The organism is Streptomyces sp. SID13666 (assembly GCF_010548325.1).
Lineage (GTDB): Bacteria > Actinomycetota > Actinomycetes > Streptomycetales > Streptomycetaceae > Actinacidiphila > Actinacidiphila fildesensis.
Window position 1 is genome coordinate 856,649 of the sequence record NZ_JAAGLX010000001.1, and the last position, 26,995, is coordinate 883,643.

Annotated in this window: 28 protein-coding genes; 16 read left to right on the forward strand and 12 right to left on the reverse strand. The window is 69.3% G+C overall.

What is annotated here, in order from left to right:
• Nucleotides 1–87: 87 nt before the first annotated feature.
• A complete protein-coding gene (locus G3I60_RS46690; RefSeq protein WP_164292079.1) occupies nt 88–426 on the reverse strand; it encodes a hypothetical protein in 339 nt (112 codons plus the stop codon).
• Nucleotides 427–463: 37 nt separating this feature from the next.
• Here G3I60_RS46690 and G3I60_RS46245 point away from each other — a divergent pair, with 37 nt between their 5' ends.
• A complete protein-coding gene (locus G3I60_RS46245) occupies nt 464–586 on the forward strand; it encodes a hypothetical protein (RefSeq protein WP_275405844.1) in 123 nt (40 codons plus the stop codon).
• Between the two features lie 462 nt (nt 587–1,048).
• On the opposite strand, the gene G3I60_RS04115 is transcribed toward G3I60_RS46245, so the two are convergent.
• The 5 genes from G3I60_RS04115 to G3I60_RS04135 all read right to left on the reverse strand — a co-directional run bounded on the left by G3I60_RS04115 (nt 1,049) and on the right by G3I60_RS04135 (nt 6,021).
• Entirely contained in the window at nt 1,049–1,327 is a 279-nt protein-coding gene (locus G3I60_RS04115; RefSeq protein ID WP_203672259.1) for an antibiotic biosynthesis monooxygenase, read from the reverse strand.
• A 441-nt stretch (nt 1,328–1,768) separates the two neighbouring features.
• Complete coding sequence (locus G3I60_RS04120; RefSeq protein ID WP_138351691.1) at nt 1,769–2,956, reverse strand: ABC transporter ATP-binding protein; 1,188 nt, start codon at nt 2,954–2,956, stop codon at nt 1,769–1,771.
• Nucleotides 2,957–2,990: 34 nt separating this feature from the next.
• Complete coding sequence (locus G3I60_RS04125) at nt 2,991–3,821, reverse strand: carbohydrate ABC transporter permease (RefSeq protein WP_164292826.1); 831 nt, start codon at nt 3,819–3,821, stop codon at nt 2,991–2,993.
• Complete coding sequence (locus G3I60_RS04130) at nt 3,821–4,747, reverse strand: carbohydrate ABC transporter permease (RefSeq protein ID WP_164292184.1); 927 nt, start codon at nt 4,745–4,747, stop codon at nt 3,821–3,823. The genes G3I60_RS04125 and G3I60_RS04130 overlap by 1 nt, the downstream gene beginning before the upstream one ends.
• Nucleotides 4,744–6,021, reverse strand: a complete 1,278-nt coding sequence (locus G3I60_RS04135) for an ABC transporter substrate-binding protein (RefSeq protein ID WP_138351688.1) — start codon at nt 6,019–6,021, stop codon at nt 4,744–4,746. Before G3I60_RS04135 ends, G3I60_RS04130 begins: the two co-directional genes overlap by 4 nt.
• Before the next feature lie 234 nt (nt 6,022–6,255).
• On the opposite strand from G3I60_RS04135, the gene G3I60_RS04140 reads away from it, so the two are divergent.
• Together G3I60_RS04140 and G3I60_RS04145 are read left to right on the forward strand one after the other, a co-directional pair.
• Nucleotides 6,256–7,206, forward strand: coding sequence for an aldo/keto reductase family oxidoreductase (locus G3I60_RS04140; RefSeq protein ID WP_239069543.1), 951 nt, complete (start codon nt 6,256–6,258; stop codon nt 7,204–7,206).
• A gap of 129 nt (nt 7,207–7,335) precedes the next feature.
• Entirely contained in the window at nt 7,336–8,154 is an 819-nt protein-coding gene (locus G3I60_RS04145; RefSeq protein ID WP_164292183.1) for a MarR family transcriptional regulator, read from the forward strand.
• Between the two features lie 136 nt (nt 8,155–8,290).
• Here the strand turns inward: G3I60_RS04145 and G3I60_RS45060 are convergent, their stop codons facing one another.
• On the reverse strand, nt 8,291–8,779 hold the full coding sequence (locus tag G3I60_RS45060) for a hypothetical protein (protein ID WP_239069468.1): 489 nt from the start codon (nt 8,777–8,779) through the stop codon (nt 8,291–8,293).
• 7 nt (nt 8,780–8,786) lie between these two features.
• Between G3I60_RS45060 and G3I60_RS45065 the strand changes: the two genes are divergently transcribed.
• Nucleotides 8,787–9,035, forward strand: a complete 249-nt coding sequence (locus G3I60_RS45065; RefSeq protein WP_239069469.1) for a MarR family winged helix-turn-helix transcriptional regulator — start codon at nt 8,787–8,789, stop codon at nt 9,033–9,035.
• A gap of 261 nt (nt 9,036–9,296) precedes the next feature.
• Nucleotides 9,297–9,899 carry an RICIN domain-containing protein gene (locus tag G3I60_RS04160; protein WP_138351686.1) on the forward strand — a complete coding sequence of 201 codons (603 nt, stop codon included), beginning with the start codon at nt 9,297–9,299 and terminating at the stop codon, nt 9,897–9,899.
• Nucleotides 9,900–10,009: 110 nt separating this feature from the next.
• Here the strand turns inward: G3I60_RS04160 and G3I60_RS04165 are convergent, their stop codons facing one another.
• On the reverse strand, nt 10,010–11,164 hold the full coding sequence (locus G3I60_RS04165) for an MFS transporter (protein WP_164292181.1): 1,155 nt from the start codon (nt 11,162–11,164) through the stop codon (nt 10,010–10,012).
• Between the two features lie 47 nt (nt 11,165–11,211).
• Between G3I60_RS04165 and G3I60_RS04170 the strand changes: the two genes are divergently transcribed.
• Complete coding sequence (locus G3I60_RS04170) at nt 11,212–12,612, forward strand: PLP-dependent aminotransferase family protein (RefSeq protein ID WP_164292180.1); 1,401 nt, start codon at nt 11,212–11,214, stop codon at nt 12,610–12,612.
• Nucleotides 12,613–12,803: 191 nt separating this feature from the next.
• Here G3I60_RS04170 and G3I60_RS04175 read toward each other — a convergent pair whose 3' ends face one another.
• Nucleotides 12,804–13,289, reverse strand: coding sequence for a hypothetical protein (locus G3I60_RS04175; RefSeq protein ID WP_138351683.1), 486 nt, complete (start codon nt 13,287–13,289; stop codon nt 12,804–12,806).
• A gap of 584 nt (nt 13,290–13,873) precedes the next feature.
• On the opposite strand from G3I60_RS04175, the gene G3I60_RS04180 reads away from it, so the two are divergent.
• The 9 genes from G3I60_RS04180 to G3I60_RS04220 all read left to right on the forward strand — a co-directional run bounded on the left by G3I60_RS04180 (nt 13,874) and on the right by G3I60_RS04220 (nt 22,312).
• Nucleotides 13,874–14,902 carry a hypothetical protein gene (locus G3I60_RS04180; protein WP_164292179.1) on the forward strand — a complete coding sequence of 343 codons (1,029 nt, stop codon included), beginning with the start codon at nt 13,874–13,876 and terminating at the stop codon, nt 14,900–14,902.
• A 7-nt stretch (nt 14,903–14,909) separates the two neighbouring features.
• Entirely contained in the window at nt 14,910–15,899 is a 990-nt protein-coding gene (locus tag G3I60_RS04185) for a hypothetical protein (protein ID WP_164292178.1), read from the forward strand.
• Between the two features lie 308 nt (nt 15,900–16,207).
• A complete protein-coding gene (locus G3I60_RS04190; protein WP_164292177.1) occupies nt 16,208–16,780 on the forward strand; it encodes an RICIN domain-containing protein in 573 nt (190 codons plus the stop codon).
• Between the two features lie 139 nt (nt 16,781–16,919).
• Nucleotides 16,920–18,032, forward strand: a complete 1,113-nt coding sequence (locus G3I60_RS04195) for an alpha/beta fold hydrolase (RefSeq protein ID WP_164292176.1) — start codon at nt 16,920–16,922, stop codon at nt 18,030–18,032.
• 177 nt (nt 18,033–18,209) lie between these two features.
• Entirely contained in the window at nt 18,210–18,704 is a 495-nt protein-coding gene (locus tag G3I60_RS04200; protein ID WP_164292175.1) for an OsmC family protein, read from the forward strand.
• 43 nt (nt 18,705–18,747) lie between these two features.
• Nucleotides 18,748–18,918: a hypothetical protein gene (locus G3I60_RS04205; protein WP_164292174.1), complete on the forward strand. Its 171-nt coding sequence runs from the start codon at nt 18,748–18,750 to the stop codon at nt 18,916–18,918.
• 612 nt (nt 18,919–19,530) lie between these two features.
• Nucleotides 19,531–20,256: a DUF6882 domain-containing protein gene (locus tag G3I60_RS04210; protein ID WP_164292173.1), complete on the forward strand. Its 726-nt coding sequence runs from the start codon at nt 19,531–19,533 to the stop codon at nt 20,254–20,256.
• Nucleotides 20,257–20,293: 37 nt separating this feature from the next.
• Nucleotides 20,294–21,232: a hypothetical protein gene (locus tag G3I60_RS04215; RefSeq protein ID WP_239069470.1), complete on the forward strand. Its 939-nt coding sequence runs from the start codon at nt 20,294–20,296 to the stop codon at nt 21,230–21,232.
• Nucleotides 21,233–21,487: 255 nt separating this feature from the next.
• A complete protein-coding gene (locus tag G3I60_RS04220; protein ID WP_138351675.1) occupies nt 21,488–22,312 on the forward strand; it encodes an alpha/beta fold hydrolase in 825 nt (274 codons plus the stop codon).
• A gap of 155 nt (nt 22,313–22,467) precedes the next feature.
• Here the strand turns inward: G3I60_RS04220 and G3I60_RS04225 are convergent, their stop codons facing one another.
• Nucleotides 22,468–22,770: a hypothetical protein gene (locus tag G3I60_RS04225; protein WP_138351674.1), complete on the reverse strand. Its 303-nt coding sequence runs from the start codon at nt 22,768–22,770 to the stop codon at nt 22,468–22,470.
• A 531-nt stretch (nt 22,771–23,301) separates the two neighbouring features.
• Here G3I60_RS04225 and G3I60_RS04230 point away from each other — a divergent pair.
• Nucleotides 23,302–24,624, forward strand: coding sequence for a lipase family protein (locus G3I60_RS04230; RefSeq protein ID WP_164292172.1), 1,323 nt, complete (start codon nt 23,302–23,304; stop codon nt 24,622–24,624).
• Nucleotides 24,625–24,843: 219 nt separating this feature from the next.
• Here the strand turns inward: G3I60_RS04230 and G3I60_RS04235 are convergent, their stop codons facing one another.
• Nucleotides 24,844–25,713 carry an amidohydrolase family protein gene (locus tag G3I60_RS04235; protein ID WP_343241912.1) on the reverse strand — a complete coding sequence of 290 codons (870 nt, stop codon included), beginning with the start codon at nt 25,711–25,713 and terminating at the stop codon, nt 24,844–24,846.
• Nucleotides 25,631–26,986, reverse strand: coding sequence for a hypothetical protein (locus G3I60_RS04240; RefSeq protein ID WP_164292170.1), 1,356 nt, complete (start codon nt 26,984–26,986; stop codon nt 25,631–25,633). The genes G3I60_RS04235 and G3I60_RS04240 overlap by 83 nt, the downstream gene beginning before the upstream one ends.
• Nucleotides 26,987–26,995: the final 9 nt, after the last annotated feature.

Below are 26,995 nucleotides of genomic sequence, written 5' to 3' on the forward strand. Positions count from 1 at the left end.
CGCCATCACCTACGTCGCGCTGGACCGGCCGCCCGACCTTCTCGACACCAACAACTGGTGGCGGGGTGGGACCGATATCGAGGCTGCCTACGCCGCCGCACTGGACGGGGACACCGGCACGCCGGCCTTTTGGGCTCCTGTCGTTGGCGGTTCGGTGATCCTGTCCACGTCCGTTTCCCGCGTCTCGTGCGGTGGGAGCCGAGAGGCGCTCGCAAGCCAGTTCCCGTGCGACGTTGCCCAAGGGGCGGCGGGGAAGCTGACCAGGAGCAGGGTCACGTCGTCGGCGTAGGCGGCGGTGTCCGGCAACAGCCCACGGACCACGAGGTCCGCAATCTCATCCAGGTTGGCGGTGACGGTGAAGGCGCGGTGCAGGGAGGCAGTCAGCAGGTTGAGCTGAATCTCCATGTCGCTGCTCGGGGTCTCCACCAGTCCCGGCGGTATACAGGGCGAAGGTCGCGTTGGGATGGATGGGAAAGCACATCTGTTCGTGGTGTACCCCACCGCGAGAACTGCCTCGGTGTTCTCGTCCCCAGACACGGAGTCCGGCCAGGCCAACGAGAGCGAGCAGCGCGAGCGGTACCTCTGACCGGACTGTACGAGCGATACCGTCAGCGCCGCCTTGTGCGCCTTGGACTGTGGGAAGGCGCCACAGGATGGCCCAGCGGCGAGTGAACGACCAGTCATGGTACGGGGAGCATCAAAGGCGCCCGCCGATGGGGCTGGTGGCCGATGGCATGGCCGGCTGAGGCAGTTCGGGTATCCGAGGAAGCTGCGGCGCGCGGGGTACTGCCTTTCCCACTGTGGGCGCGATCCCCTGTGCATCCGCCTCGCCACTCCCATCCGCAGTATCCGGAACGTGTCATTTCGCCTGCCCGGCCAGTCTCGGTATGAACCCGCCGCGCGGCTCGCGGATGCACCCCCGCGGGGGCTCCCGAACAGGAGGTCCCCGGTGTCGTCCAAACGCTTCGGAGGCTCACCGCTGACCGGTAGCCGGCCACTCCGAGCCGCCCCGACTGCTCTTCTGGAACAGCGACCCAGGGGACCGGGGTTACGGCGCCATGAGTCGGACGATCTCGCGCGGGCGCGATTCGCGCTCGTCGTAGGCGATGTCCAGCCCTGCCGCTTTGACCGCTGCGAACGATGTAGCGAATGCCTCCTCGGACTCCCATTGCACAATCGACACCACCGCCTCGCCGTCGGCGGACACCCAGCAGTCAGCTGAGAGGCATCCCGGTGTCCGCCCAAATTCCTCGGCGACTCGCTGGACGCGTAAGACGAACTCTTCGCGGTGCGAAGGATGCGGATAGTGGCTGGCTACCATGCCCATCTTCACGAAGCTCTCCCTGCGTTCCCCGACGGTACGTCGGCTGGTGGAATGACTCGTGATCGATCCTCACATGAACGGGGGCGCTCCATGGTGGATGCGCTTCGTTTCCAGGGAAGTAGTAGCCGCGCACAGGTGCTGCCTCGGATGTGCAGGTGATCCAACGGGCCTGGTAGACGCTGCTCATGGCTCCGGCCTCGGAGACCTCAGGGAGCAATGCCGACGCCGTCGATGCGGCTCCAGCGCTTCTCCTGGGCGGCGGTCATGGCCGGCCAGTGGCGTCCGCCCGGCCGTGCATTGACCCGTGAGGCGTAGGAGTCCGGGTGGAAGTTCGGGTGATCTTTGTGTTCATGGTGTTCGCTCAGCCATGGCTTGGCGCGGGCTCGGGACCGGGGGCCCACCCAGGAACTCCAGTGCCGCACGCCGATGCCTCGCCGCCGCCGGTCAGGCCTCCGCTCGTTCGGGGTGGGTCAGGTTGGTCCCGGTGGCGGGGTCGAACACGTGGATCCGAGGGGTGTTGATCCACAGCTCCAAGGGCTCGCCCTCGGCAGCGCGGGTGGCGGGGCTGAGGCGGGCGACGATCTGGTGTCCCTGCATGCCGGTGTCCGCGCGGCCGGAGTCCGCGGCGAGCTCGGCGAGTTCGGCGGAGCCGGCGGGCCCGCCCTCCTCGGTGAAGTGGACGTAGACGTCGGAGCCGACCGACTCACGCACCTCGACGGTGGCGGTACACACCAGCCCGGCCCCCCGCTGCTCGGTCAGGGCGGCGTCCTCGAAGTCCTCGGGGCGGATGCCGACGATGAGGTCCCGGGAGACGTTCCCCTGTTCCAGCACGCGCCGCGCCCGGTCCTCGAGCGGGAGGTCACCGAGCGAGGTCCGCAGGACACCGTTCCCCAGGGTGGCACCGAGGAAATTCATGCCGGGGGAGCCGATGAAGCCGGCGACGAAGAGGTTGACCGGTGCGTCGTAGAGGTGCTGCGGCGTGCCGACCTGCTGGACGAGGCCGCCGCGCATCACCACGACACGGTCGCCCAGGGTCATGGCCTCGACCTGGTCGTGGGTGACGTAGACGGTGGTGGTGCCGAGGCGGCGCTGCAGGGCGGCGATCTGCGTGCGCATCTGGACCCGGAGCTTGGCGTCGAGGTTGGAGAGCGGCTCGTCCATCAGGAAGGCCTTGGGGTCGCGGACGATGGCGCGGCCCATCGCGACCCGCTGGCGCTGGCCGCCGGAGAGGTTGGCGGGTTTGCGGTCCAGATGCTGGGTGAGGTCGAGGATACGGGCGGCCTCCTCCACCTTGGCGTTGACGACGGCCTTGTCGGTCTTGGCGAGTCTGAGCGCGAAGCCCATGTTCTCGCGGACGTTCATGTGCGGGTAGAGGGCGTAGCTCTGGAACACCATGGCGATGTCGCGGTCCTTGGGGGCGCGGTCGTTGACGACCTGCCCGTCGATCCGCAGGGTGCCCTCGGTGATGTCCTCCAGGCCCGCGATCATGTTGAGGGTGGTGGACTTGCCGCAGCCGGAGGGGCCGACCAGGATGACGAACTCCCCTTCGGCGATGGTGAGGTTGAAGTCGTTCACGGCAAGGGCGCCGTCGGGGTAGCGCTTGGTGATGCCGTCGAGGACGATCTCGGCCACGGTCTGCCTTCCTGGTCCCGCCCGGGTGGGCCGGTTATCCCTTGACTGCGCCGGCGGTGAGGCCGGCGACGATGCGGCGTTGGAACAGCAACACGAAGATCACGATGGGTACGGTGATCACCACGGCCGCCGCGGCGATGGACCCGGCGGGCTGCTGGAACTGCGAACTACCGGTGAAGAAGGCGATCGCCGCCGGGACGGTGCGGGCGGCGGTGGTGGAGGTCAGCGAGATCGCGAACAGGAAGTCGTTCCAGCAGAAGATGAAGACCAGGATCGCGGTGGTGAACACGCCGGGCGCGGCGAGCGGTGCGATCACCAGGCGGAACGCCTGGGCCGGGGTGGCGCCGTCCATCTTGGCGGCCTTCTCCAGGTCCCAGGGGATCTCCCGGAAGAACGCGGACAGCGTGTAGATCGCCAGCGGCAGGGAGAAGGTCATGTAGGGGATGATCAGTCCCGGCCAGGTGTCGAAGATCCCGAGCACCCGCTCGATGTTGAACAGCGGCGAGACCAGCGAGATCGGTGGGAACATCGCGATCAGCAGCGACATCCCGATCAGCAGCCGTTTGCCGGGGAATCGGAGCCGGGCGACCGCGTAGGCGGCCATCGTGCCGAGGACGACCGCGATCGTGGTGGCGATCAGGGCGATGCCGATCGAGTTGATCAGCGCCCGGGTGAACTCCGACGTCTGGAAGATGCCACGGTAGTTCGCCCAGGTCCATTTGCGCGGGATGAAGTTGCTGTCGCTGAGGGTGCTCGGGTCCTTGAACGAGAGCGCCACGATCCACCAGACCGGGAACAGCGCATACAGCACCACGATGAGGTTGACGACGCTCCAGCTGGTCAGGGTCTTCCCGCGGTGGGACATCATCGCCGCTCCGGTTCGCCGCCCGGCGCCGCGGCGCCGAAGATCTTGATGAAGATGAAGGCGAGCACCGCCACGCACAGGAAGATCAGCACCGAGATCGCCGACCCGATGCCGAGGTTGAGGGCGGTGAACAGGTTGTCGTAGCCGAGGATCGAGACCGATCCGGTGTCGTTCGAGCCGCCCGTCAGGACGTAGATGTTGTCGAAGATCCGGAACGCGTCCAGGGTGCGGAACAGCAGGGCGACCAGGATGGCCGGCTTCATCAGCGGCAGGATCACCAGCCGCAGCCGTTGCCAGAAGGTGGCACCGTCGACCATCGCGGCCCTGACCGTCTCACCCGGGACGAGCGCCAGGCCGGCGAGCAGCAGCAGCGCCATGAACGGCGTGGTCTTCCACACCTCGGCCAGGATGATCAGTCCGATGGCCTGCCACTGGTCGGTCAGCGGCGCGCTGCCCGCGGGCAGCAGCGCCGCGAGGTAGCCGGTCCCGGGGGTCCACGCGTACTGCCACGAGTACGCGGCGACGACGGTGACGATGCCGTACGGGATCAGGACGGCGGTACGGACGGTGCCCCGGCCGAAGACGGCCCGGTGCATCACCAGCGCCAGCGCCATGCCGAGGACCAGCTCGATCGCCACCGACACCACCGTGATGAGGGCGGTCACCCACAGGGCCTGCCACCAGAACGGCGAGGACAGCACAGCTCCGTAGTTGCCGAACCCGACCCACTTGGCCTGCGCGGGGAACCGCAGGTCGTAGCGCTGGAGCGAGAGGTAGACCGCGTAGGCGATCGGGTAGGCGGTGACGGCGACCATCACGGTCACCGCCGGCGCGCAGAGCAGCAGGCCGAGCCGGCGCTCCTGGCGGGCGCCCTCGGACAGTTCGGCGCGGCCGTGCCCGGCGGCGGCCTTCGTGGATGTGCTCACGGAATCAACCCCTTGGAACCGAGGGCGTCCTCGATCTGGCCCCGGAGGTCGGAGACGGTGCTCTCGGGCTGGATCCCGGCCGGTGGCGAGAGGGTGTGCGCGAGGGCGATCGACACGTTCTGGTAGGCGGGGGTCCGCGGTCGCACGCTCGCCGTGTCCAGCGCGTTCAGCACGTCGGCGGCGAAGGGATAGCTCTTCGTCAGTTCGGCCGCCTGGTAGAGACTGCGCAGCGAGGGCGGCAGGCCGCCCTTGAGGGCGTTGGTGAGCTGGTTGTCGCGGTTGCGCAGGCACAGCGTGGCCTGGAACGCGAGATCGGGGTGCTTGCTGTAGGCGCCGACGGCGAGGTCGATGCCGCCGATGGTCACGGTGGCCGGCCGGCCGGCGGTCACGCCGGGGTAGGGGGCCCACCTGAAGTGTTGGAAGAGCTTCGGCTGGTTGGCCTTCATCGACGGGTAGACGAAGGGGTAGTTGAGTTCGAAGGCGGCCGTTCCGGACTCCATGGCGAGCCGGTTCTCGTCCTCCATCTGGTTGGACAGTGACGGGTCCGCGGCGGCGGAGCGGGCGGTGGCGCGCATGATTCCGGCGGCGACGACGGCCGGCGGGCCGAGCGAGGGCGCCTGGGCGTCCGGGGTGAGGATCGACCCGCCCGCGCTGGTGACCAGGGTGTTGAACCAGACCGTCAGTCCCTCGTACTGGGCACCTTGGATCTCGACGTAGTGCGGCTTGCCCGCCTTCGCCAGAGCGTCGGCCTGGGCGAGCATCTCGGCCCAGCTCTTCGGAGGCACCGGCACCAGGTCGTCGCGGTACCACAGGAGCTGGGTGTTGGAGTTGTAGGGGACGGCGTACAGCCGGTCCTTCCAGGTCGCGGTCTGCACCGCGGCCTTCAGGGTGTCCGCGGTCGCCCGTGCCTTCAACGCTCCCGTCCACTCCCGGACCCAGCCCGCCTCGGCGAACTCCGCGGGCCAGGTGACGTCGAGGCCCATGATGTCGACCCCGGCGTCGTGGGCGGCCAATCGCCGCACCAACTGCTGCCGCTGCCCGTCCGCCGTCCGCGGCAGTTTGTTGTACCGGATCTGGTACTGACCCTTCGAGGCCTGGCTGCACCGCTCGGCCGCCTGTTGCAACGCGCCGGAATCGTCGGGGAAGTTGTACCAGTTCATCGTCACCGGACCGCCGCTGCTGCTGCTTCCGCACCCCGCGAGAGCGGAGGCGAGTAGCGGAAGGGCGGCGATGGCGGCCGGCCACCGCGCGCGCAAGGTCCGGCGCCTACGCATCTCACACTCCTGCTGTGGGGAACCCTCCTGGGGTTCTCACGGTAGGGAGACGATCGGCATTCGGCCGGTGACACTTCCGAAGTTTCTGTCCGAACCGACCGGATGGCGCAGCGCCCGTGCCTTCGTGGCGCCCGACTGCCGACCTCGGCAGGCAGGACGTTGCGCTTGACGACCCTGGACAGCGACCGCCGCGGCCTCACGATGGTCCGGTCGTAGGGTGGCGCTGTGACGAAGATGGCGGAACAGACGGATACCGGTCGGCTCATCTATGGGTGCATGGGGCTGGGCGGCAGCTGGGGCGACGAGCCCTACACCGCGCAGGACATCGCGGTCGCGGAAGCCGCCGTGGAAGCGGCCCTGGACAGTGGCATCAACACGTTCGACCACGCGGACATCTACCGGAGCGGCAAGGCCGAAGCGGTGTTCGGCGAGATCCTCGGCCGCGACCCGGAGCTGCGCAAACGCATCGTCGTGCAGACCAAGTGCGGTATCCGCCTCCAGGACGGGGACCGCCCGGGGATCTACGACCTGCGCGGCACCACCATCGTGGAGCGCGTGGAAGCGAGTCTTGCCCGGCTGCGCACCGACGTTCTCGATGTCCTGCTGCTGCACAGGCCGGACCCGCTGGCGGACCCCGATGATGTCGCCGAGGCACTGACCTCACTGCATCGGCAGGGCCTTGTGCGGCGTTTCGGCGCCTCGAACATGAGCGCCGCGCAGATCGCGCATCTGCAGGGGTCGCTGGAGCTGCCGCTGGTCGCCAACCAGTTGGAGATGAGTCTGCAGCAGCGGGGCTGGGTCGAAGCGGGCGTCGTGGTGAACACACCGCAGGCAGCCGCTGTCGGGTTCCCGCTGGGAACGCTCGAGTACTGCCGCGCCAACGGAGTGCAGGTCCAGGCTTGGGGGTCCCTCGCCCAAGGGCGCTACAGCGGTCGTCAGGAGACCCCGGACGAGCAGGCGACCGCGCGGCTCGTCGAGGCGTTGGCGAAGGAGAAGGACACGAGTGCCGAGACGATCCTGCTGTGGTGGCTGCAACGACACCCCGCCGGCGTGGTACCGGTCGTCGGCACCGTCCGTCCCGAACGCATCCGGGCCTGCCGCGACGCCGCAACGGGGGAGCCGCAGCTCAGCCCCGAGGAATGGTACGACCTGTGGCTCACCGCCCGCGGAGCGCCGCTGCCGTAGAGCGTCGGGTGGCCGCCTGGAGTGGTCAAGCCTTGCGTGGTCCGAGCATCATGTCAGTGCCGCACCCAGGAGCTGATCCCGCGGTCCGTACTGTGCTCCACGGGGGTGACCGCGGGCATGATGTTGGCCATGACTCATACCGCCCGCCGCATGTTCGAGCTCCTGGAGCCGATCTGCCTGGTCACCTTCCTCGCCGACGAGTGCAACGAGGAGTTGGCCGCACTCGGTCACCGCACCTACTGGGACGGCTACTTCGCCAGCCGCGCCGCGCCGCTGGGGCGGGTGCCGGCGCAGGTCGTGCACGCGGCCTTCTACAGCTTCGCCGACGGGGAGGCCGCGCGGCACATCCCCAGCGCGTGGGAGACGATCCCGCCCGAGGCGTCCGTCGCCGCGCGGGAGCGGGGCAGCGCGGCCTCCCTACGGCGGATCCTCGGCGACGAGCTGTCCGACTCCCCGGGCCTGGCGCGCGCCGCCGACCTGACCACCAAAGCCGCGACGAACGCGCCCACAGAAGGCCGGGTGATGTACGCCGGGATGCGTACCCTCGCGGTGCCGAGCGACGCGGTCGCCCGGCTGTGGCATTCCGCAACGATGCTGCGCGAGCACCGCGGTGACGGGCACATCGCCGCTCTCGTCGGCGCCCGCATCGGCGGCACCGAGGCCCACGTGCTGTCCGCGCTGGCGCAGGGCATCCACCCGCCGGAGTCGTTCGGGCGCATCCACCACCTGCCGAAGGAGCGGCTGGCCGCGGTCATGGACGGCTTGCGCGAGCGCGGGCTCGTCGACACCGACGGCCGGTTCACCGAGGCCGGCCGCGAGGCCCAGCAACGCGTCGAAGCCCTGACCGACGAGCTCGCCGCCCCGCCGTACGACGCCCTGTCTCCCGCCGAGCTGGTCGCCGAGCTCGAACCCATCACCGCGACGCTGGTGGCCGCGGGGTCGCCGTGACGAGCAGCCACTGACGGCACGAGGAGTCCGCCGTCCGGAACGGCGAATCCGAGGGTCATCACCGGGGGAGTGATGTCGCCTGCTGCCCCCGTACAGCGGGCCGCAGGGACTGCCTACCTACCGCAGGAGGGGATGGTCAGTTGGCGGGGGCGAGCACGATGCGTTGGCCGAGGGTGGTGGGGATGCTCCACGCCTGCTCGACCTGGGCGAGGGGGAGGGCGAGGGGGTTGACGGCGAAGGTGCCGGAGGCGATCTCGGCGGCGAGGGAGGGCAGTTCGGCGAGGATTCCCGGCCTGGTGAGCGAGCCCTTGCCGCTCCCCATGATCTGCAGGTTCGCCGCGCGCAGCAGGTGGGAGGGCAGGGTGATGTCCGCTCCGGCCATGGAGCCGATCTGGATCCAGGCCAGTGGCCCAGCCACACCCCGGACCCGGCGGACGACCAGTGGTCCGGCAGGCCGCAGGACACCGTGGACGCTCTGGTCCAGCTGTCGTTCCTGGTGCAGGGTGCCCTCACGCGCATCGCGTCCGATCACGACCTCTCCCTCATTCAGGTCCGCCTCCTCGGCATCCTGCGCGACCGCCGATCCGGCATGCTCGAACTCGCCCGCCACCCTGGGCCTGGACAAGACCTCCATGACCGGCCTGGTCACCCGCGCCGAGAAACGCGGTCTGGTCCAGCGCCTGCCCTCGCCCGACGACGGCCGCGCCGTCCTGGTCAGCCGCACCGCGCCCGGCCGGCAACTCACCGACCAGTGCACCGCCGAGATGGACCACCAACTCGCGGCACTGACCGCGTCATTGACGGCCACCGAGCACACCCAGATCCGCACCCTGACCGCAAAACTCCTGAACGCCGCCCCGAGCGGTGAGGCGGCTCAGTGAACGCCGACGCTCCATGGTCATCGAGGCGCGGAGGAGGAGGCCTGGGAGGTAGCTTCCGCGATTTCGACGGGTTTGGGGTCAGGCATTGTGCACCCGGGTCCGCTGAGTGGAACAGACGTCGACAGACCGCCCCTGGCGTTTGACGCTGTTACCTGCGGTCCGGCACCACCCGGGGAACGGGAGGCGGCCTGGCTGCTGGTGTTCCGCGGCACACGGTGGCGGAACGTGGTCCCGGGCTCGCCCGGGGACGGGGGAAATGACATGCGTAAGCGATTCCTGTTCGCGGTGCTGGCAGCCACGGCCGCCACCGGACTGGTGACGTCCGGTGCCGCGTCCGCCCGCACCGACACCGCCTCGGCCGGACCGCGTGTCGTCGATGTGACGTCGGTGGCGCAGATCCCGACGGCGCGGAGCGGCGTTGCCGACGCGGTGCAGCCTCACCTGGTCTTCCGGCTGACCATGACCAACAACAAGGGCGGCCAGTGCCTGGACGGGGACGCCACCCAGATCCCGGCCAACGGGGCCAGGGTGCAACTGTGGGCCTGTAACGGCCGGAGCAATCAGACCTGGCTCTGGACGCCCGCTGTCGGGCGGCCGGCCGGCTTCTACACCATCCAGAACGCCGACCGTAACCAGTGTCTGGACGGGGACGTCACCCAGATCCCGGCCAACGGGGCCAGGGTGCAACTCTGGGCCTGCAACGGCTTCACCAACCAGATCTGGGCCTGGCACGGCTCCACGCTGACCAACGTCAACGGTGGTCAGTGTCTGGACGGGGACGCCACGCAGATCCCGGCGAACGGGGCCAGGGTGCAGCTGTGGGCCTGCAACGGCTTCACCAACCAGGCTTGGACAACTCACTAAGTCCGGCCGAGCCCGGCCTGACGCAACCGGATCCTGGGCCGCCGTCGGACGCGGTGCCGTCCGCCTCGCCCAGGGCCCGCTGGCATCGCCGTGTCAGTGATCGCCCAGGCTCATCGACGGTCCTGGCACGCGGGCCACAAAGCGAGCAGCATCACCGCGGCGATCAGGGCGAACGCCGCCGGGTACCCGGTGTGTGCGGCGATCGCGCCGTAGCCGACGGCGCCGACTCCCATCCCGGCGTCGTAGGCGAAGTTCCACAGCGCGCTCACGGTGGCGTAGCCGGACTCGGGCACCCGTGCGTACATCAACGTGAGCGTGGCGTTCTGCGCGATGCCGAACCCGATACCGAACAGCGTCACTCCGGCCAGTACCGCCACCGCGCTGCCGGTCAGCGCGGTGACGAGCAGTCCGACCGCCGAGAGGAGCAGGCCTGGCAGGACCAGCCCGGCGGCCCCGTGACGGTCCCCGATCCGTCCGGCGAACCACCGCGCCACCGTGGCTGCGGCCGGCTGGATGAACAGCACCGCGGTGACCAGTCCGGACATCGACGTCGGTACGGCCAGCGGCAGGAAGGTGACGATGATGCCGGCCCCCAGCGCGGTCGTCGCGAACACGACGGCGGGCCGTGCCAGGGCGCCTGTGCGCAGGCCCGCGACCACTCCGACCGCATGGTCGGCAGAGAGCTGTCGTCCTGGCAGCCCCGGCACCACCACGGCGGAGGCGAGCGCCACCAGTCCGCCGGCCACGCAGACCGGGGTGAAACCGACGCTGTCGGCCAGCCAGACGCCCAGCGGCAGGGCCACCAGTGATGGCACCCCCGACACGATCCCGGCCAGCGCCAGCCCTTCGCCGCGGCGCTCGGCCGGGATCAGGGCCGCGGTCAGCGCGCCACCTGCGACCACCGTCAGCGCGAAGCCCAGCCCGCGCACGAAGCAGACCGCCACGATCCAGCCGAAGCTGTCGGAGGCGGTCAATACCAGCGCAGGCGCGCCCAGCAGCACCAGCCCCAGCATCAATGCCACCCGGTAGCCGAACCGCGCGACGAGACGCGGAGTGGCCAGTTCACCGCAGACGGTGGCCAGCATCAGCGCCCCGGTAGCGAGGCCCGCGTCGCCGCCGGACGCCTGGGCGTAGAGCGGGACGACGGACAGCAGCAGGAAGAAGCTCGCCGACGCACCGATCATGGTCACGAAGCGCAGCAGCAGCGGCCGGGTCACCAGCGGTGGCCGGGCGGCGGGGGTCCGTACGGGTGTGGTGGTGGTCATGCCGTCAACGCTAGGATCCCACCGGATCGCCGGTAAGCTCCATTTCCATGCCGCTGGAGTGGTCCGGTTTGTCGCCGGAACTGTTGCTCATCGTCGACCGGGAAAGCGCTGAGGGCCTGCGCTCCCAACTGAAGCGTCAGATCAGGGACGCCATTCGCACCGGGCGCCTGAGCGTCGGTGAGCGCCTGCCGTCCTCCCGGGAGCTCTCTGCCCGGTTGAGCCTGTCCCGCGGCCTGGTCCAGGACTGCTATGCCCAGCTCCAGGCCGAGGGCTACCTCGTGACCCGCGTCGGAGCGGCCACCACCGTCGCGGCCGGCGCCTGCCCAACGCCCGTCCCCAGGCCACCGCAGCCCGCTGCACCCCGGTTGCTCGCCGACTTCCGCTCCGGCGTTCCGGACCTGTCGTCCTTCCCCCTGAGGGACTGGCTGTCGGCGGTGCGCGAGGCGGGCCGTGCGATGCCCACCGACGCCCTGGACTACGGTGACCCGCGCGGCCCCTCACAGCCGCGCGAGGTGCTGGCCGGATATCTGCGTCGGGTCCGTGCCGCGGCTGCGGAACCTGAGCACATGGTGATCTGCTCCGGCTACGCCCAGGGGTTCGCCCTCGCCCTGCGCACCCTGGCCGCCACCGGCCTGCACACCCTGGCCTACGAGGACCCGGGCTCGCCCGCGCTGACCTCCGCCGCCGCGTCGCACGCGGGCCTGACCTCCGTGCCCGTACCCGTCGACGAGTACGGCATCGATGTCCGGGCGCTCGAAGCGACCGGCGCCCGCGCGGTACTGGTCACACCCGCTCACCAGTGGCCGACCGGCGTCGTCATGGCCGCCGAGCGGCGCCTGGCCCTGATCGACTGGGCCGAACGGCACAACGCCTTCGTCATCGAGGACGACTACGACGCCGAATTCCGCTACGACCGCGAGCCGGTGGGCGCGCTCCAGGGCCTGGCCGCGGACCGGGTCATCTCCATCGGCACCGTCAGCAAGTCCCTCGCGCCCGCCATGCGCATCGGCTGGGTGCTGTGCCCGCCCGCGCTGACCGCAGGCATCGCGGCGAACAAGCAGCTCGCCGACCGGGGTTCCCCCGCCCTGGACCAATTCGCCCTGGCCCGACTCGTGGAGTCCGGGCGCTACGACCGGCACCTGCGCCGCATGCGGGGCACGTACGCGGCCCGCCGTGCGGCGCTGGTGACCGCGCTCGCCGAGCACGCGCCCGGCGCACAACTGACCGGACTCGCAGCCGGCTTCCACGCCGTCCTCCACCTCGGTACCGGCGGCGATGAGGAGATCCTCATCGCCGCGGCCCGGACCCGCCGGGTGGGCCTGTACGGCATGAGCGCCCACCATGCCTCACCGACGACTTCGCCACCCCGACTCGTCCTGGGTTTCGGCAACGTCAACGAGCGGGCCATCACGGAAGGGATCGCCGCCGTCGGCGACCTGCTGCCCTGACCACTGGCGGGGACTGGAAGCGGAGCGTCAGCCACCGCGCCAGTCCCCGACCCTACTGAAGTACGGCACCTGAAAGCCGACTGCGGTCCGTGAGGAGTTGACCGCCCACCTGGACCGTCATGGCCCGGACCAGGACCGGGGCGGCCACGTACCTGTCCTTGGTGGCCGCCCCCAGCGGTCACCAAGGCGGATCAGTAGCAGTTGCGGATCGAATAGACCGGAGACCAGTCGTAGCCGGCGGGAGTGGCGCTGATGGGAGCGCTCGCCAGCAGGTTGCCGCTCTGGCCGTAGAACGTTGCGGTGGCACGGCTACCGGTCTGCTGGTTCCAGTAGGACCCGTTGCCGTCCCAGCTCGACACCGAGTAGGTGGCGCACGGGTCGAAACGGAACACCTCCCAGCTTCCTGTCGAGTAGTCCCACACCGCGGTGCAGAAGTTTCCGCTCGAGCACGGGACGCCGGTGGTGCCTGCCGGATAGTGCTGGGACGGAGCGTACGGCGACACCGACGGCGAGGCTGCCGCCACGGCCCGCGGGCCCGCGTCGAGAGGGGCTGCGGGCATGACCATGGTCCGACCGCTGCCGGAGGTCTCCGGGACCTGGGCGACGGCCGTGGTGGTGAGGCCTGTGATCAGCAGGACCGCCGTGGCGGCCGCACCGAGAAGCGAACGTATACGCATGTGATGGAACTCCTCTTGTGTATCGCTGTGTTGCCCTCAGGAGCAGCTTGGGGCGGCCGGTGGGTGGAGCGGGTGTCGCTTTGGCTCCAGCCAAAGCGTCGGCCCTGCGGAGCGCCCGGACGGAGCCCTGCCCGCGCGACAGTTGATGCCGCAATCGACCGCGTGACGTTCTCTGTGGTCGGCCTTGTCGAACTTCGGTGACCGGCCACCCTTGGGGCCAGGTCGCAGCCGCTACGGACCCGATCCAGGGGGAGTGGTGCAGCATTGCGTGGTTCGCCGAGCCGAGCTGGAGGCCCGGATGACCGTGACGTCTTCGGGGTGAGCCGCGCTGGGGATCAAGCGGTGGCGGGCGGCTGGGGCCACGCCGCGCGCGGAAGATCACGGGCAGAAGCTGAGCGCTTGCGGTCAGGTCCGCGGTCAGAAGGTGCGTGCCTGCCGGTGGGTTTGCGGCCTGTTACCCGTGTGACGGGCAGGTCCCGGGGCGGGTTGTTCGCGTCATGTCGGGAAAGAAGCCTGCGGCCCGTGCCGCACATACGTTTCACTGAAGTCCTGAGCTCGATCTGTCCCGCGGCCCGGAGTGGGGGATGACCATGACGGACGCCGCCCAGCGACGGCTGTACGAGGTCTTCGGTCAGGTGGCGCGCCCGGAGCGGATCGAGGTCTGCCCGCACTGTTCCGACGCGGACCTGGGCTGTTCCCTGCTGAAAGAACCCGTCTCCGCCATCGCGGCGGCCGACCTGGCCGGCTACGCAGCCAAGGCCATCACCACCTGGGGCGGGGCCGGAGACCTGCGCTATCTGCTGCCCCGGATGCTGGAGTGCGTGGTTGCCGGCGCCGCGGATTTCCCCGACCCCGAGATCGTCCTCGGCAAGCTCGCGCTGGCCGACTGGCACCACTGGCCTGCCGAGGAAGCCCGGGCGATCGATGACTTCCTCCACGCGTGGTGGGAGACGACCCTCGAGCAGTACCCGGCCCCTCAGCCCGTCGGCACTGTTCTGTGCAGCATTGCGGCAGCCGGAATCGATCTGGATCCCTACCTCCGGGCGTGGAGCCCACTGGACGGCGACGACTCCATCAGGCATCTGTACGACTTCCTGGCCACCGATGTCGACTGGTCACCGGATCCGCAGCTGACCAACGCCTTCTGGAACGGCGAAAGTGTGGCCTACCGTCAGGTGCTCACATGGATCGGCGGCGGCCCGGCCACGCGCGCGGTGGAGGCGGCTTTCGAGCGGGCGACCAGCGAACCCGTTCTGGAGCTGCTGGACACCATCCACGACTGGATTTCTCCCCTCGAACGCGATCGGCCCGCCGTCCCAGGGACACTCTCCGAACGAGAGACGATGGAATACTTGGCGCGGACTGGCGCCAAGTCGCGATGGGCACACAACAAGCGCTTGGCCAAGGCACGATCCGACGCGTGTGATCGCGGCAAGGAGCCCTTCGACCTCGCGGTGCTGGAGACGCTGTGCGACACCTCCCGGGAGGGCCGGATGGATGCGGTCGACATACGTCACGAGAGGTTCGAATGGAAGTACTACACCCAATTTCCCGACGTCATGACCCTGCGGGACTTCGCCCGCAAGGTGGACGAGCTCAACAGATGGTCCTGACGCGCCGATGACCGACTGGGAGCGGCACCGGCTGGAGCTGCTGCGGGCGTTCAAGAACGGCCCGCAGGACATCGAGGCGAACCGTGCCGGCCGACTCGGCAGCGGACAGGGCCGCCGGATGCGCCGCGGGATCGTCCTGAACCTGATGCTCAGCGTCGGGCTCGTCGCGACGTTCGTGGCCATCGTCTATTTCGCCGCGTCGCGTCCGCTGCGGGCGATTCAGTGGATCCTCATCGTGCTGATCATCGCCGCCGGTCTCGCGCTGGGCGTCGTCGCCGCACGGAACCTGCTCAGGGCCGTGCGCTCCGGCGTCGTGGAATGCCTTGAGGGGCCGGTACGCGTGGCGACAAGGGGCCGCTCCGGTTGGTGGATCACTGTGCAGGAGCGGTCGTTCCACCTTCCGGTCGCCTTCTGGCATGTCGGCGCGGGCGTCACCTACCGCGTGTATGTCGCTGCCGGGGCCCAGCTCATCGTGGCGATGGAACCGGCGGAAGAGTCCGTGGCCGGCACCGCTGTGGGCACTGCGGCGGAGCCGGATGAGGGGGAGGACCTGGTGGCGGTCGACTGCCAGACACTGCGCGCCTGGGCGCAGGGACTGTGCATGGTGGCGGCCGTGGACAGCGCGACGGTGCTGACCGCGATCGGGCTCCATGGCGAGCTGGTCGAGACGATCGGAGAGCCCGCGCTGGAGCCCGCACCGGCGGGCACGTCGCGCGTCACGGCGGGCGACTGGTACGACGGGCTGTTCGCCGTGAGGATCACGCCCGCCGCGCCCACGGTGTCCCGTCGCGATTTGGACGCCGAATTCGGCACCGGATCCGAGCTGGTGCGCATCCACTGGGACAGCGCCTACCACGTCATCTATTGGGTGACCGTGGCGGGCGCTCCGTTCAAGTGTGACATCACAGCGTCCTTCACGGGACCGCCGATTCCCGCGAATCCCGCCGTCGAGATCGCACTGCGCCGCCAACGCGTCCAACTGATCGCGTCCGAATGAGATCGGCGTGTTGGCCTGGCAGTTGGATGGTGGGTCGGCCGGGTCCGCGGCGTATCTGTTGATCTTGCGCCTGATGACTTGTGGGGGCGGACAGCTCCGCCGCTACGTGCTCGTTCGCCGCGGCGGGGAGCCGGAACTCCGTGGTGCCGACGGCAGCTACTGCGCCTACTGCGTGTATCCCGACACCTGGCCGCCGCCGGCAGTGGCCAGGCTGGGTGCCCGCGCGGATCCCTGCGAACGGCCCGGTCCCTACCGTGAGACGCATCGCAGCTCCCAGTGAGGGCTGTACGCAGGACACAGGAGGGGACATGCGAAAGCAGAGAGCGGCCGGTCTTGTTCTGGCCGGCCTGATCGCAACCGCGGCCGGAATGGCTCCGGGGGGAGCCGCCCAGGCGGCCGGTGCGGTCAAGAGCGACGCCAGGACCCCTGGGCCGAGCAGTATCGGGGCGGCGTTCGCGCTCAAGAACAAGGTCACTGACAACTGCCTGGACGCGAGGCAGTCGAAGGAGCCCGGTTCGGTGTACCAGTGGGGCTGCGACTCACACGATCCCAACCAGAACTGGCTCATGGAACAGGTGACTTCGGCGCCGGGCTGGTACTCGCTGCGCAACCTCAACAGCAATCTATGTCTGGATCTGTATGCCGGCAACGATGACGAGGTGGTGAACGGGACGACGATCCAGCAGTATTTCTGCTACCCCGACTCCATCGGCTCCGAGCGGTGGCAGGTCATCGTCTCGCCCAACGAACCTCGCGCTGTGATCGTGGCCAATCAGGTGAAGGGCAAGTGCCTCGACACCCGCGGCAAGGGCGGGAACCGGACACAGATCGTCGTGTGGGACTGCAACGGCTCCAAGAGCCAGAAATGGACCCAGGAGTAGGACCGCAGGGCGCTGACCTCGGCCTTTTCTGACGGCCCGCCGGCCTGCCCGGCGGGCCGCTCGGCCTTGTGCGCCGGCGTAGCGGCGAGGCGGTCGACAACCTGTTCGGAGCGGCACGGGGTCGGGGTACGATTCGCCCATGCCACGCCAAGCGGGCAATCTGGGGGCGCCTCCCGGCGGCGGAGGCGGGCAGGAGATCCGGTTCTGTCGCGCGCCGGACGGGGTCCGGCTCGCCTATGCGACTCACGGACAGGGCCCGCCGCTGGTCATCGACGCGTGCTGGCTGAGCCACTTACAGTTCGACTGGCAGAGCCCCGTCTGGCGCCACTTCCTCAAGGACCTCGGCGCGCTCTTCACCGTCATCCGGTTCGACGAACGCGGTTACGGTCTGTCCGACTGGGAGATCGAGGACTATTCGCTCGAGGCCCGCGTCGCCGACCTGGAGGCCGTGGTCGAGGCGGCCGGCCTCGACCGCTTCGCCCTGGTCGGGATGTCGCAGGGTGGCCCCGTCGCGATCACGTACACCGCCGGGCGTCCCGATCGGGTGACCCGGCTGATCCTGTCCGGAACGTGGGCGTCCGCCGCGCGGACACCGGAGGACGTGGAGCTTCTCGAGACGCTCGTGAGCATGATCCGAGTGGGCTGGGCCAGGCCGGATTCCCTGTTCCGCCGGGTGTTCACCAACATGTTGATCCCCGGGGCGTCCGAGGAGCAGATGCGCTGGGTCGACGCGCTGCAGCGGATGTCCACCTCGACGGAGAACGCGGCCGCACTGTGCGCGGAGCGTCAGAAGGTCGACGTCAACGATCTGCTTCCCGCGGTCGCTGCACCCACGCTGGTTCTTCATTCGCGCGACGACGCGATGGCCGGCTTCGACGAGGCCCGGATCATCGCGTCGTCGATTCCTGGCGCAAGGTTGGTACCGCTGGAGAGCCGCAATCATATTCTGCTGGCTGACGAGCCGGCCTGGCACGTCTTCTTACAGGAGGTAGCCGCCTTCGCCGAGCCCGATCGAGAGGCTGTGCCGGCCACGGTGTCTCCGGCTCCGCTGCCCAATCTGACCGAGCGCGAGTTCGAGGTCCTCCGGCTGGCAGCGGCAGGGCTGGACAACTCCGGGATCGCCGGGTCCCTGGCGCTGAGCGTCCGTACCGTCGAACGGCACCTGTCCAACGCCTATCTCAAACTCGGCGTCAGCGGCAGGGCGGGGCGGACGGCTGCCGTCGCGGATCTGGTTCGCCGCGGCCTGGCGTGAACGCTGCAGCACGGGCGGGGCATTCGCGGGAGCTGTCCTACGTGCATACCGGCCCCCCGCCGGTGCGGGCACGGACGACGGTGCGTGCCAGCTCGGATGCCCACTGAACGGCCCAGCTTCTACCGTGCGAAGCAGAAAGCTGCCAGCTACGGGCCAGAGGGAAGGTGGATCATGTCAATGCAGGTGATCGAAGCCAGCAAGGAGCGCTTTCGGGCAGAGCCGAGCGCGGCGCAGTCAACTCCGGCTGTGACGGCGTCGCTGGCCAACGGGCATGCACGCCTCTCAGCGGGGCCCTTCAACTGGGACGCCGATCTGCCACCCGCGGTCGGCGGAAGAAACCTCTCACCCAGTCCCACCGCCTACCTTCTTGGCGCGCTCGCAGGGTGCGCCGTGGTCTTCGTACACGACACGCTCGCGCCCGAGCTCGGTCTTCAGCTCGACGAGGTGAGCGCCGTTGCCCGTTGTAGCGTGGATGCGCGAGGACTGCTGGGGATGGCGGGTGCCCTCCCGGATCTGGGCGACGTCACGATCGAGATCCATGTTGTCTCACCCGAGCCTGCGGACAGGTTGCAGGGGCTCTTCGAGATCTGGCAGGAGCGCTGCCCGGTCTATCTGGCGCTCGTCAAACCAGTACCGGTGCAGGCAACGTTCAGCACGGCGACGAGTGGCTGACGCCCCGTGAGTTCACCTGAGTTCTGATGAGGTTGCCTGGGCGTTGGCGAGCGGATGGCGGGATACGGAGATCCCGTACGGTTCGCACGGCATCGCCGTCGTCACCGGCCTCAACCGCGAGGGCGGGGCATCGCAGGACCGGGACGCTGTGCGGATCGCGCTGCCGCTGCTGATCCATTTCACGATCATGTGGTTCGAGACCTTCGCCCACTGACGTTCAACTCGTACGCCGTCCCTTTCAGCAGACCGATCCCCGGTGTGCCCGGCGGACTGCCGACCGATGCGCGCGGCACGGTGAAGATCTCCCACTACTCGGCGCAGCGGGACATCACCTACACCGCGGAAGGCGCGGTCGACTGCCTGGTGACCGCGCCCGGCAGCGCGAGCCTGACGGCGGTTATCACCAAGGTGAGTGCCGGAGGTCCGGACCGGGTGGGGAAGCGGTTGGGCTTGAGCGTTTATGACGGCGGCGTGGACAAGCCCGGGAAGGCATCGCGGGACCGGGTGGGTTTCTCCTGGGACGAGGGGGTGAACTGGACCACTGGCGCTGTCGAGCACATGGATTCAGTGGGGTCCTGCATGGCACCTGCCGCCTTCGCCCCGTCACGAAGGGTGGGGTCCGAGTCCGGCACGCGGATCTGCCGCTCTGGCCGGTGGGCTGAACCACGTGAACTGCCCCAGGTGCGGCCCGCCTGGCGGGTACCGGGGGTTCGGGCCCGCCGCAGGGTCGGTGAGGGGCCGGTGCTGGGTTGATGGGCCCGACCGCGGGCGCGATCGGTGGGTAGGTTGAGACGCGATGTCGTGGATTTGAGAGTGGGTGCGTTTGATGCCGATGCCGCTGAAGCCGGACGATGTGTTCAGTCGCGCGTTTGAGGACGCGGGCGCGTACTACGCCGCTGCGGCGCTTGAGCAGCAGGCGACCTATACGCGGTATCAGCCCCCCGGCGGGGCATGGTCGCTGAGCTACGACACGAGCATGCTGCGGATCGGCGAAGTGACCGTGCACCAGTCGCCGCTGGGCTCGTTGGGACATGACGGCAGTTGGCTGTGGGCGTGGGGCAACGAGCGCACGCATCCGCCGGGGGTGTCACGGCTGGGCCTGGCTGTGTGGTTGCGGGATTTCGGGGAGCGCAATGGCATCTACGAGTTCGTCGAACCGCGGCTCGAGCTGGCCGCGTTTGCGGACCCGTTGGCCGCGGCGGAGCGGCTGGCGACAGTCGCCCTCGGTGCGTTGCGCACGCGCGGATTCGCGAGTTGCCCGTTGGACAACGGCGCGCGGGCGTTCGTGGTCGTGGACGACGCGGCTGTGCCCGAGGCCGGGTTCGACCGGCGGGTGGTGACCGGGATGTTCGATGTGGCCGTTCGGCAGTTTCCGTATGACCCGCGGCAGACTGTGACCGGGTATCTCGCACGGCACGGTTTCACGGTCCGTGAGGCCGTGGCGGACGGGTCCTTGCATGCGGAGGGGCAGGACGGAATGACCGTGGCTGTGCGGTTCACCGAGGAGGGGTTGTTGGCGGCGGTCTCGGTGGGGAGGCCGCCGGCGGGCTGAAGGGTGTGTGGTTGTCAGCGACGCACCACGACGCGCCGTGCGTCAGGACGCGTACACCCGCTGGTCCCTGATCAGCGACGCTCCAGTTGAATCAGCGCAGCGGCCGATGGTTGAGGGGGCTCAGACTGTTGCCATGAGCGACAGCCTTCCGGACGACTGGTCTCCAGCAGACAACCCGTACGCGATCGTGGCGTCGGAGGCGGGCTGGCTGAAGGCCACCGTCGTCCTGACTGTCCAGCGCATGCACAGCGATGACCAGCCGACCGGCTGGTTCAGCTCTCGCCAGATCGACGCACGCACGCTGATCGTCGCGCTGCGCCAGTTGCTCGGGGTGGCGGAGCTCGAACAGATCGCCCTGAAGGATCTCGGAATGAGTCCGGATGTCGTCGATGCCCTTGAACAGGCCCAACAGCGTTATGAGGCCGCCCTGCCCGACGTCAGGCACGTCCGTGACGGGCTGACCCACTTCGAGGACTGGGCACACCGTAAGGGCGGCAAAGCACAGGCCGCAGCCCGCAAGTTCGGCGCGCCGCGTGACGTGGCCCGCGACCTCTGGAGCTTTCGGTACGAAGCAGCAACCGACACCGTCACGACGGGGCCGTTCACCGTCCCGGTCAGCGCGGCGATACCGGCCGCCACCGAACTCTGCGTCGCGATCCACACCGCGGCACGCGCAGTCGACGTGAAGAGCGCGGCGGAGGTCCTCAGCCGGACGATCCGGGCGATCACCGGCGCGGGGATCCCCTGCGATGGTCCGAAGGGACCGGTCGTGGTCTCCCCGGACGACGACACACGGACCTACGTGTTCTTCAACCTCAGCACCATCCCGGAGATCGAGCGCACGGAACTCGCGGCGCGGGTGCTCGCAGCGCTCGCAGGTGCCGGCCTGCAGCTCAGGCCACAGAGCTTCCCGCAGGCCCGCGACGCACAGGAGCACCTCGTCGTCGGCGAGGCCCTGCTGGTGGGGTGGGCCTGATCTGGTACTCAGCGAAGCCGGGCCAGGCTGGACCGTGCGGCAGGGAAGCCGGGTAGCCCTGTGGGACGCCGTCGAGCACAAGCTCACCGCAGCCCCTGCTCCCCGCTTGCACGGGGAGGATCTGGTCATCCCCGTGACCACTATGGGACGAGCAGCGTTCGCGGGATCCGGACCCATGGCCCAGGATCGATATGGCACCACAGTCAGATGATGTTCCGGCACCTCACCACATCGTGGAATCCGCGGAGGCGAAGCATGGGCACGGTCACGACACCTGACGGCATCGAGATCTTCTTCAAGGACTGGGGTACCGGGCAGCCCATCGTCTTCAGTCACGGTTGGCCGTTGTCAGCGGACGACTGGGACGCTCAGATGCTGTTCTTCCTGGGGCGAGGCTATCGGGTCATCGCCCATGACCGCCGTGGGCACGGACGCTCCACCCAGAGCGGTGACGGCCACGACATGGACCACTACGCCGACGACCTCGCCGCCGTGACCGCGCACCTCGATCTGCATGACGCCGTGCATGTCGGGCACTCCACCGGCGGGGGTGAGGTCGCGCACTACATCGCCCGGCACGGCGAGAGCCGGGTCGCCAAGGCGGTGCTGATCAGCGCGGTGCCCCCGCTGATGGTGCGGACCGACGCCAATCCCGGCGGACTGCCCAAGAGCGTCTTCGACGACCTGCAGGCTCAGCTGGCCGCCAACCGTTCGGAGTTCTACCGGGCGCTGCCGTCGGGGCCCTTCTACGGCTTCAACCGGCCCGGTGCGGAGCCCTCGGAGGCGATCATCGCGAATTGGTGGCGCCAGGGAATGATGGGTGGCGCGAAGGCACATTACGACGGCATCGTCGCCTTCTCCCAGACCGACTTCACCGAGGACCTGAAGAAGATCACGGTTCCGGTCCTCGTGATGCACGGCGATGACGACCAGATCGTCCCTTACGCCGACTCCGGGCCACTGTCCGCGAAGCTCGTGCAGAACGGCACCCTGAAGACGTACCCCGGATTCCCCCACGGAATGCCCACCACCCAGGCCGAGACCATCAACGCCGACCTGCTGGCCTTCCTGCAGTCCTGACCGCCGTGCCGCTGGCGGTGTCCGCCGAGCGCTCGGCGGACACCACCAGCGGCACGATCGGATGAGTGGGAGTTGCTGCCGGCTTGTCTGCGGTGATGCTCGGCCGCGGAACGTGGTGCCAAGCCGCTGTTCTCCCGGTCGATGGGCCGTTTGGCTCAGGCGGGAGGCGGTGGAGTGCGGGGAGCTTTGAGGGCGAAGTGGTTCAGCACGGTGGAGGCGACCATGAGGATCAGCGAGAAGGCCAGAACAGCCATCACCGGGATGTTCACCCCCAGGCCGAAGTGCAGGGGGTAGATGCTCAGCATGGCGGCTCCGAGGAGCTGTGCCCATCCCCAGGGTTTCGGCCGCAGGACCCGGTGCCGCGCCCAGGGGACCCATATACGGCCGGTGGTGAGAGCGGCGATGCCGCAGCCGCATTCCAGGAGCGTCACCACGCCGAGCAGAACCCAAAGAGCCACGCGCATACCGGTCCTTCCCCGACCCTGAACCGACGTGCACGTCGGGGCATGATCATGCCAGGTTCCCGGGCGCCGAGGGTGGCCGGCCCTGCGGTCGGAGATGGCGCGCTGCCGGGGTGGATGATGTGTGTCGTGACGTCAGGGATGGTTCACCCGCGGTGGCGGGTTGCGATGCGTAGTGGTGGGTTCTTCCTCGTGGGCGGTGCTCTGGGCATGCTGGCGTATGGGTTGGTCGCGCACCGGCCTGTCGGGGCACTGTCCTGGGGCGGGTTGTTGTTCGGGGTGGTGGTGGCAGCGACTGTCGCCGCACTGTTTCCCGGCCGTGGCCGTGCCCGGCGCTGAGCCAGGTGCCCAGGTGGGCGCGCCGCCGCGTTGGTGCTGGGTGTGAGGGAGCACGTCCGAAGGTGTGGCTGGGTGCCGGGTCGATGGTCAGGGTCAATGCGACACAAAAGGTATTAATAGTAACAGTTGGTGACATTATGCTTTCTTCTCTCTAGTCTCTCGTCCGGCATCGAGTGAAGGGACTTGAGCATGAGACAACGGCTATCGGCGATCACTGCGGCCGGTGTGGCCGCGGTGATCGCGCTGGGCTGTGGCACCGTTGCCACCGCCACCACCGCGAGCACGAACCCGGATGGCGGCAAGGCAGCGAAGGGCCTGTGTGCCCCGGGCGTACCGATCGGCCCGGAGGGCGAGAAGTTCTACGACCCGCCGTCGCCGCTGCCCAAGGGCAACCACGGCGACCTGATCTGGGCCCGCCGCGTCGATGCCCCCAAGGGTGCGAGCGCCTGCCGGATCCTGTACCGCTCGACTCTCCAGACCGGTAAGCCCGTGGCCGTCTCGGGCATCGTGGCCTGGCCCGATGCCCCCGCGTCGCGCGCCGGCCGTAACGTCGTGGCCTGGGCCCACGGGACCGTGGGCGGACCGCGGCAGTGCGCGCCCTCCGCGGTGCCGAACCCGGCCACCGACCTGGTGGGCTACTACACCTACGACAGCCCCTGGGGCATCGACGTCGGCGTGCCGGCCCTGACGCAGTTCCTGCGCTCCGGTGACGTCGTGGTCGGCACCGACTACCAGGGCCTGGGTACCCCCGGCGTGCACCAGTACACCGTCGCCGTCACCGAGACGAACAACGTCCTGGACTCCGTCCGGGCGGCCCGCCAGATCACCGCCACCCACGCGAACCGCAAGGCGGCCGTCCTGGGCTGGTCGCAGGGCGGCGGCGCGGCGGCGTTCATCGCCCAGAACTACCGCGCGTACACCCCCGAGACCCAGATGGTCGGCATCGCGGCCCTGGCACCCGCGGCCAACCTGGGACCTGACTTCCGCGGCCTGGTGCTCCCCGGCCCGACCGACGCCACCTCCGCCTCCCACAACGCGGCGCTGCGCACCAACGTCTACCGGGGCTTCCTGGCGGCCTACCCCGAGCTGAAGGCCACGGACGTGCTGAAGCCGGCCGGTCTGCAAGCGCTGGGCGGTGACGCTGTGGCGTGCATCGAGCACTTCGCGGACGTGATCCAGAACAACGTCGGCAACGTCGGCCAGCTCGACACCCTGTTCCAGCCGCTGACGGTGGTGCCGGAGGTCTGGCACCAGCGCTTCAGCGAGAACACCGCGGGCCTGGTCGCCTCGGTGGCACCGATCCTGGTGATGCAGGGGACGGCGGACACCGTCATCAACCCGAACTCGACCGACGAGTACGTGAAGCGGGCCTGCAGCTTCGACAAGCCGGTCGAGTACACGAAGTACCAGGGGGCGACGCACCAGACGATCCCCAACGTCGCGGAGCCGGAGTACCTGGCCTGGATCGCGGACCGCTTCGCGGGCCGTCCCGCTCCGTCCAACTGCGCCTGACACCAAGCGACGTAACGACGAAGGCTCCCGGCCGGTGGATCACACCGGCCGGGAGCCTTCGTACGTCAAGGGCGAGTGCCCGGGGTCAGCGACCCCCGCACACCGGTGCGGAGACGGTCAGGAGACCGGCCGATGCGAGAGTTGGGACGGCCTGCAACGTATGCGCGGCGTCGGCCGCGGGCCGCCAAGCCACTGCCACCCGCGCTGACCACCAGATCGTCATCGGCCGTACCGGCGTTCTCGGACGGCCGCCACGACCTTGGCAACCCGGGCGTCGAAGGCGTCAAGTTCTGCCGTCTCGGCCGCGTTGGCGACGAACGCACGTCGGTCACAGAGGACGCCTGCCCGCCAAATCCGTTCGATGGCTCGGGTCGCGGTGATGTCGGTCAACGGGTCGCCGGATACGAGCATCAGGTCCGCGCGCTGACCGGGTGCGGCGTGCCCGCGGTCGGCAAGGTTGAACACTCGTGCCGGAGCGGCGGTCGCGGCGTTCAGCGCCTGAGCGGGCGTCATGCCGCAGCGGCCGAGCAGTTCCAGCTCCCGGTGCAGACTTGCCCCGAACACGGTTCCCGGGTTCGGGGCGTCGGTGCCGGCCAGGATCGTGACGCCCGCGTCGACCAGGCGGCGGACATTCTCCTCAGCACGGGAGTAGGGCGGCATTCCCTGCCCACGCGAGCTCGATGCGCCAGAGGTCAGCCGCCGCGCCTGTGCGTCCCCAAGTGCCTCGGCGAGTCGCGGGTCTCCGACGACAGCGGCGCCACCCGGTTCGCCCAGGACGTTCTCGATGGTGGCCAGCGTCGGGACGACCGCGATTCCGGCCTCGGCGATCCGCTCGGCCAGGGCTCTGTCCAGTTCGCCGTCCACGGGCACATGCGCAACGACGTCGATGCCCGCGGACACGACCTCGCGCACCCCGGCCACGGAGTGGATGTGCGCGACGACCACGAGTCCGCGCTCCGGCAGCAGCCGGCCTGGAGGCGCATCCGGTGGTCCGGCCGGGTGCCGGTCAGCTGGTGGCGCGGAGCAGGGTGACGTGGTCGCCGCCTCCGGCGGCGCCGCCGTACTGGTTGACGAGCCGGGGGGCGGCACCGGGTGCGGGGGTGCGGTCCTGTCCGGTGCGGGCCTCGAGGGCCACATCGGTGTCCGGGGCAGTAGTGCCGTAGACGGTGCCGTGCCAGGCGCCGGTGGCGTCGTGGAGCACGCGGGTGCCGGAGGCCCCGGTGCGGGGGATCTTCCACAGTTGGCGGGTGGTGGCGGTGTCGTACCCGGCGATCCAGCCGCCTTCGGTATTGGACGCGGTGCATACGGTGACCGACCGCTGGTCGTAGACGCAGGAGCCGGCACTGGTGAAGTAGGCGTCGGAGCCGGGAAGGGCGGCGCGCTTGCCGCCGGCGAGGGTCAGGAGGAATTCGGGTTCCCGCTCGTCATGGTCGTTGGCCCGCGCGACCAGCATCCGGCCGGGCCCGAAGGCGGACATCTGCGCCTCTTCCCCGCCGCCGAAGCCGTCCCAGGACCAGCGCTGGGTACCGGTGGAGCTGTCACGGGCACTGACGCCCAGGTCTGTCGCGCCCACCCAGGTTCCGCTCGCGGAAGCGAACCCGACGGCGGTTTGGTCCTCGACGTGCACGGCGGCGAAGTTCTTCTGCTTCCAGCGGACCGTGCGTTCGCTGATCCCGATTCCGTAGGTGATCGGGACACCTCCCGCCCGCACGACGACCACCACGGTGCCGGTGTCAGCTCCGGCTACTTCCGCGGTGGGCGCGCCGGCACCCGAGCTGCGGAATCCGTCGGGCAGGTCGGTGTCGGCCAGTGGCCAGGTGGCCGACCAGGTGGTGCGGGCGGTCGACGCGTCCAGGGCCAGTACCTCGACGGCCAGCGTGCTCGTCTGGGTTCCGGTGACGGGTGGCAGGGTGATGAAGGCGCCGACAGCGGCGGTGGCCGACCCGATACGGATCAGGGAGGGGGCTCCGGTGGCTCGCCCGGTTCCCTGTCGGGTTTGGGGCTGCTCGTCCTTCGGCCGGATGTGGCCGGCGTCCGCCCCGTCATTGATCCTGACCGCGTCCAGGGCGTCCGGTGCGAGGGAGTACGCGTAGGGGCCGGCCAGCATGATGTTCCCGATGCCCCGCTCACTGAGGGAGTTGCGCGTGACCTCCTCGAAGGTCCGGGGCGGATCGAAGACCGCGGCCTGCGGTTGCGCCGTGGTGGTGTGGGTGGCGGGCCGGGAGGTTGCCGGGGCCGGGGACGGCTTACCGCCGTCGCTGCTGCTACCGCATCCGGACAGTCCCAGCAGGCAGCAGACAACGCCGGGAAGCACCAGGGCGCGTAGGGCCCTTCGCGCCGGTGACAAGGATGCTGCGGCCATTGCTGCCTC

Coding starts and splice junctions, on each gene's coding strand:
- G3I60_RS04210 (WP_164292173.1), top strand. CDS start 19,531: ATGCCGATGCCGCTGAAGCCGGACGATGTGTTCAGTCGCGCGTTTGAG.
- G3I60_RS04180 (WP_164292179.1), top strand. CDS start 13,874: ATGACCATGACGGACGCCGCCCAGCGACGGCTGTACGAGGTCTTCGGT.
- G3I60_RS04160 (WP_138351686.1), top strand. CDS start 9,297: ATGCGTAAGCGATTCCTGTTCGCGGTGCTGGCAGCCACGGCCGCCACC.
- G3I60_RS04125 (WP_164292826.1), bottom strand. CDS start 3,821: ATGTCCCACCGCGGGAAGACCCTGACCAGCTGGAGCGTCGTCAACCTC.
- G3I60_RS04240 (WP_164292170.1), bottom strand. CDS start 26,986: ATGGCCGCAGCATCCTTGTCACCGGCGCGAAGGGCCCTACGCGCCCTG.
- G3I60_RS04170 (WP_164292180.1), top strand. CDS start 11,212: ATGCCGCTGGAGTGGTCCGGTTTGTCGCCGGAACTGTTGCTCATCGTC.
- G3I60_RS04145 (WP_164292183.1), top strand. CDS start 7,336: ATGACTCATACCGCCCGCCGCATGTTCGAGCTCCTGGAGCCGATCTGC.
- G3I60_RS04165 (WP_164292181.1), bottom strand. CDS start 11,164: ATGACCACCACCACACCCGTACGGACCCCCGCCGCCCGGCCACCGCTG.
- G3I60_RS04185 (WP_164292178.1), top strand. CDS start 14,910: ATGACCGACTGGGAGCGGCACCGGCTGGAGCTGCTGCGGGCGTTCAAG.
- G3I60_RS04220 (WP_138351675.1), top strand. CDS start 21,488: ATGGGCACGGTCACGACACCTGACGGCATCGAGATCTTCTTCAAGGAC.
- G3I60_RS04195 (WP_164292176.1), top strand. CDS start 16,920: ATGCCACGCCAAGCGGGCAATCTGGGGGCGCCTCCCGGCGGCGGAGGC.
- G3I60_RS04230 (WP_164292172.1), top strand. CDS start 23,302: ATGAGACAACGGCTATCGGCGATCACTGCGGCCGGTGTGGCCGCGGTG.
- G3I60_RS04140 (WP_239069543.1), top strand. CDS start 6,256: ATGGCGGAACAGACGGATACCGGTCGGCTCATCTATGGGTGCATGGGG.
- G3I60_RS04190 (WP_164292177.1), top strand. CDS start 16,208: ATGCGAAAGCAGAGAGCGGCCGGTCTTGTTCTGGCCGGCCTGATCGCA.
- G3I60_RS04175 (WP_138351683.1), bottom strand. CDS start 13,289: ATGCGTATACGTTCGCTTCTCGGTGCGGCCGCCACGGCGGTCCTGCTG.
- G3I60_RS04135 (WP_138351688.1), bottom strand. CDS start 6,021: ATGCGTAGGCGCCGGACCTTGCGCGCGCGGTGGCCGGCCGCCATCGCC.
- G3I60_RS45065 (WP_239069469.1), top strand. CDS start 8,787: ATGACCGGCCTGGTCACCCGCGCCGAGAAACGCGGTCTGGTCCAGCGC.
- G3I60_RS04115 (WP_203672259.1), bottom strand. CDS start 1,327: ATGGGCATGGTAGCCAGCCACTATCCGCATCCTTCGCACCGCGAAGAG.
- G3I60_RS46245 (WP_275405844.1), top strand. CDS start 464: ATGGATGGGAAAGCACATCTGTTCGTGGTGTACCCCACCGCGAGAACT.
- G3I60_RS04200 (WP_164292175.1), top strand. CDS start 18,210: ATGCAGGTGATCGAAGCCAGCAAGGAGCGCTTTCGGGCAGAGCCGAGC.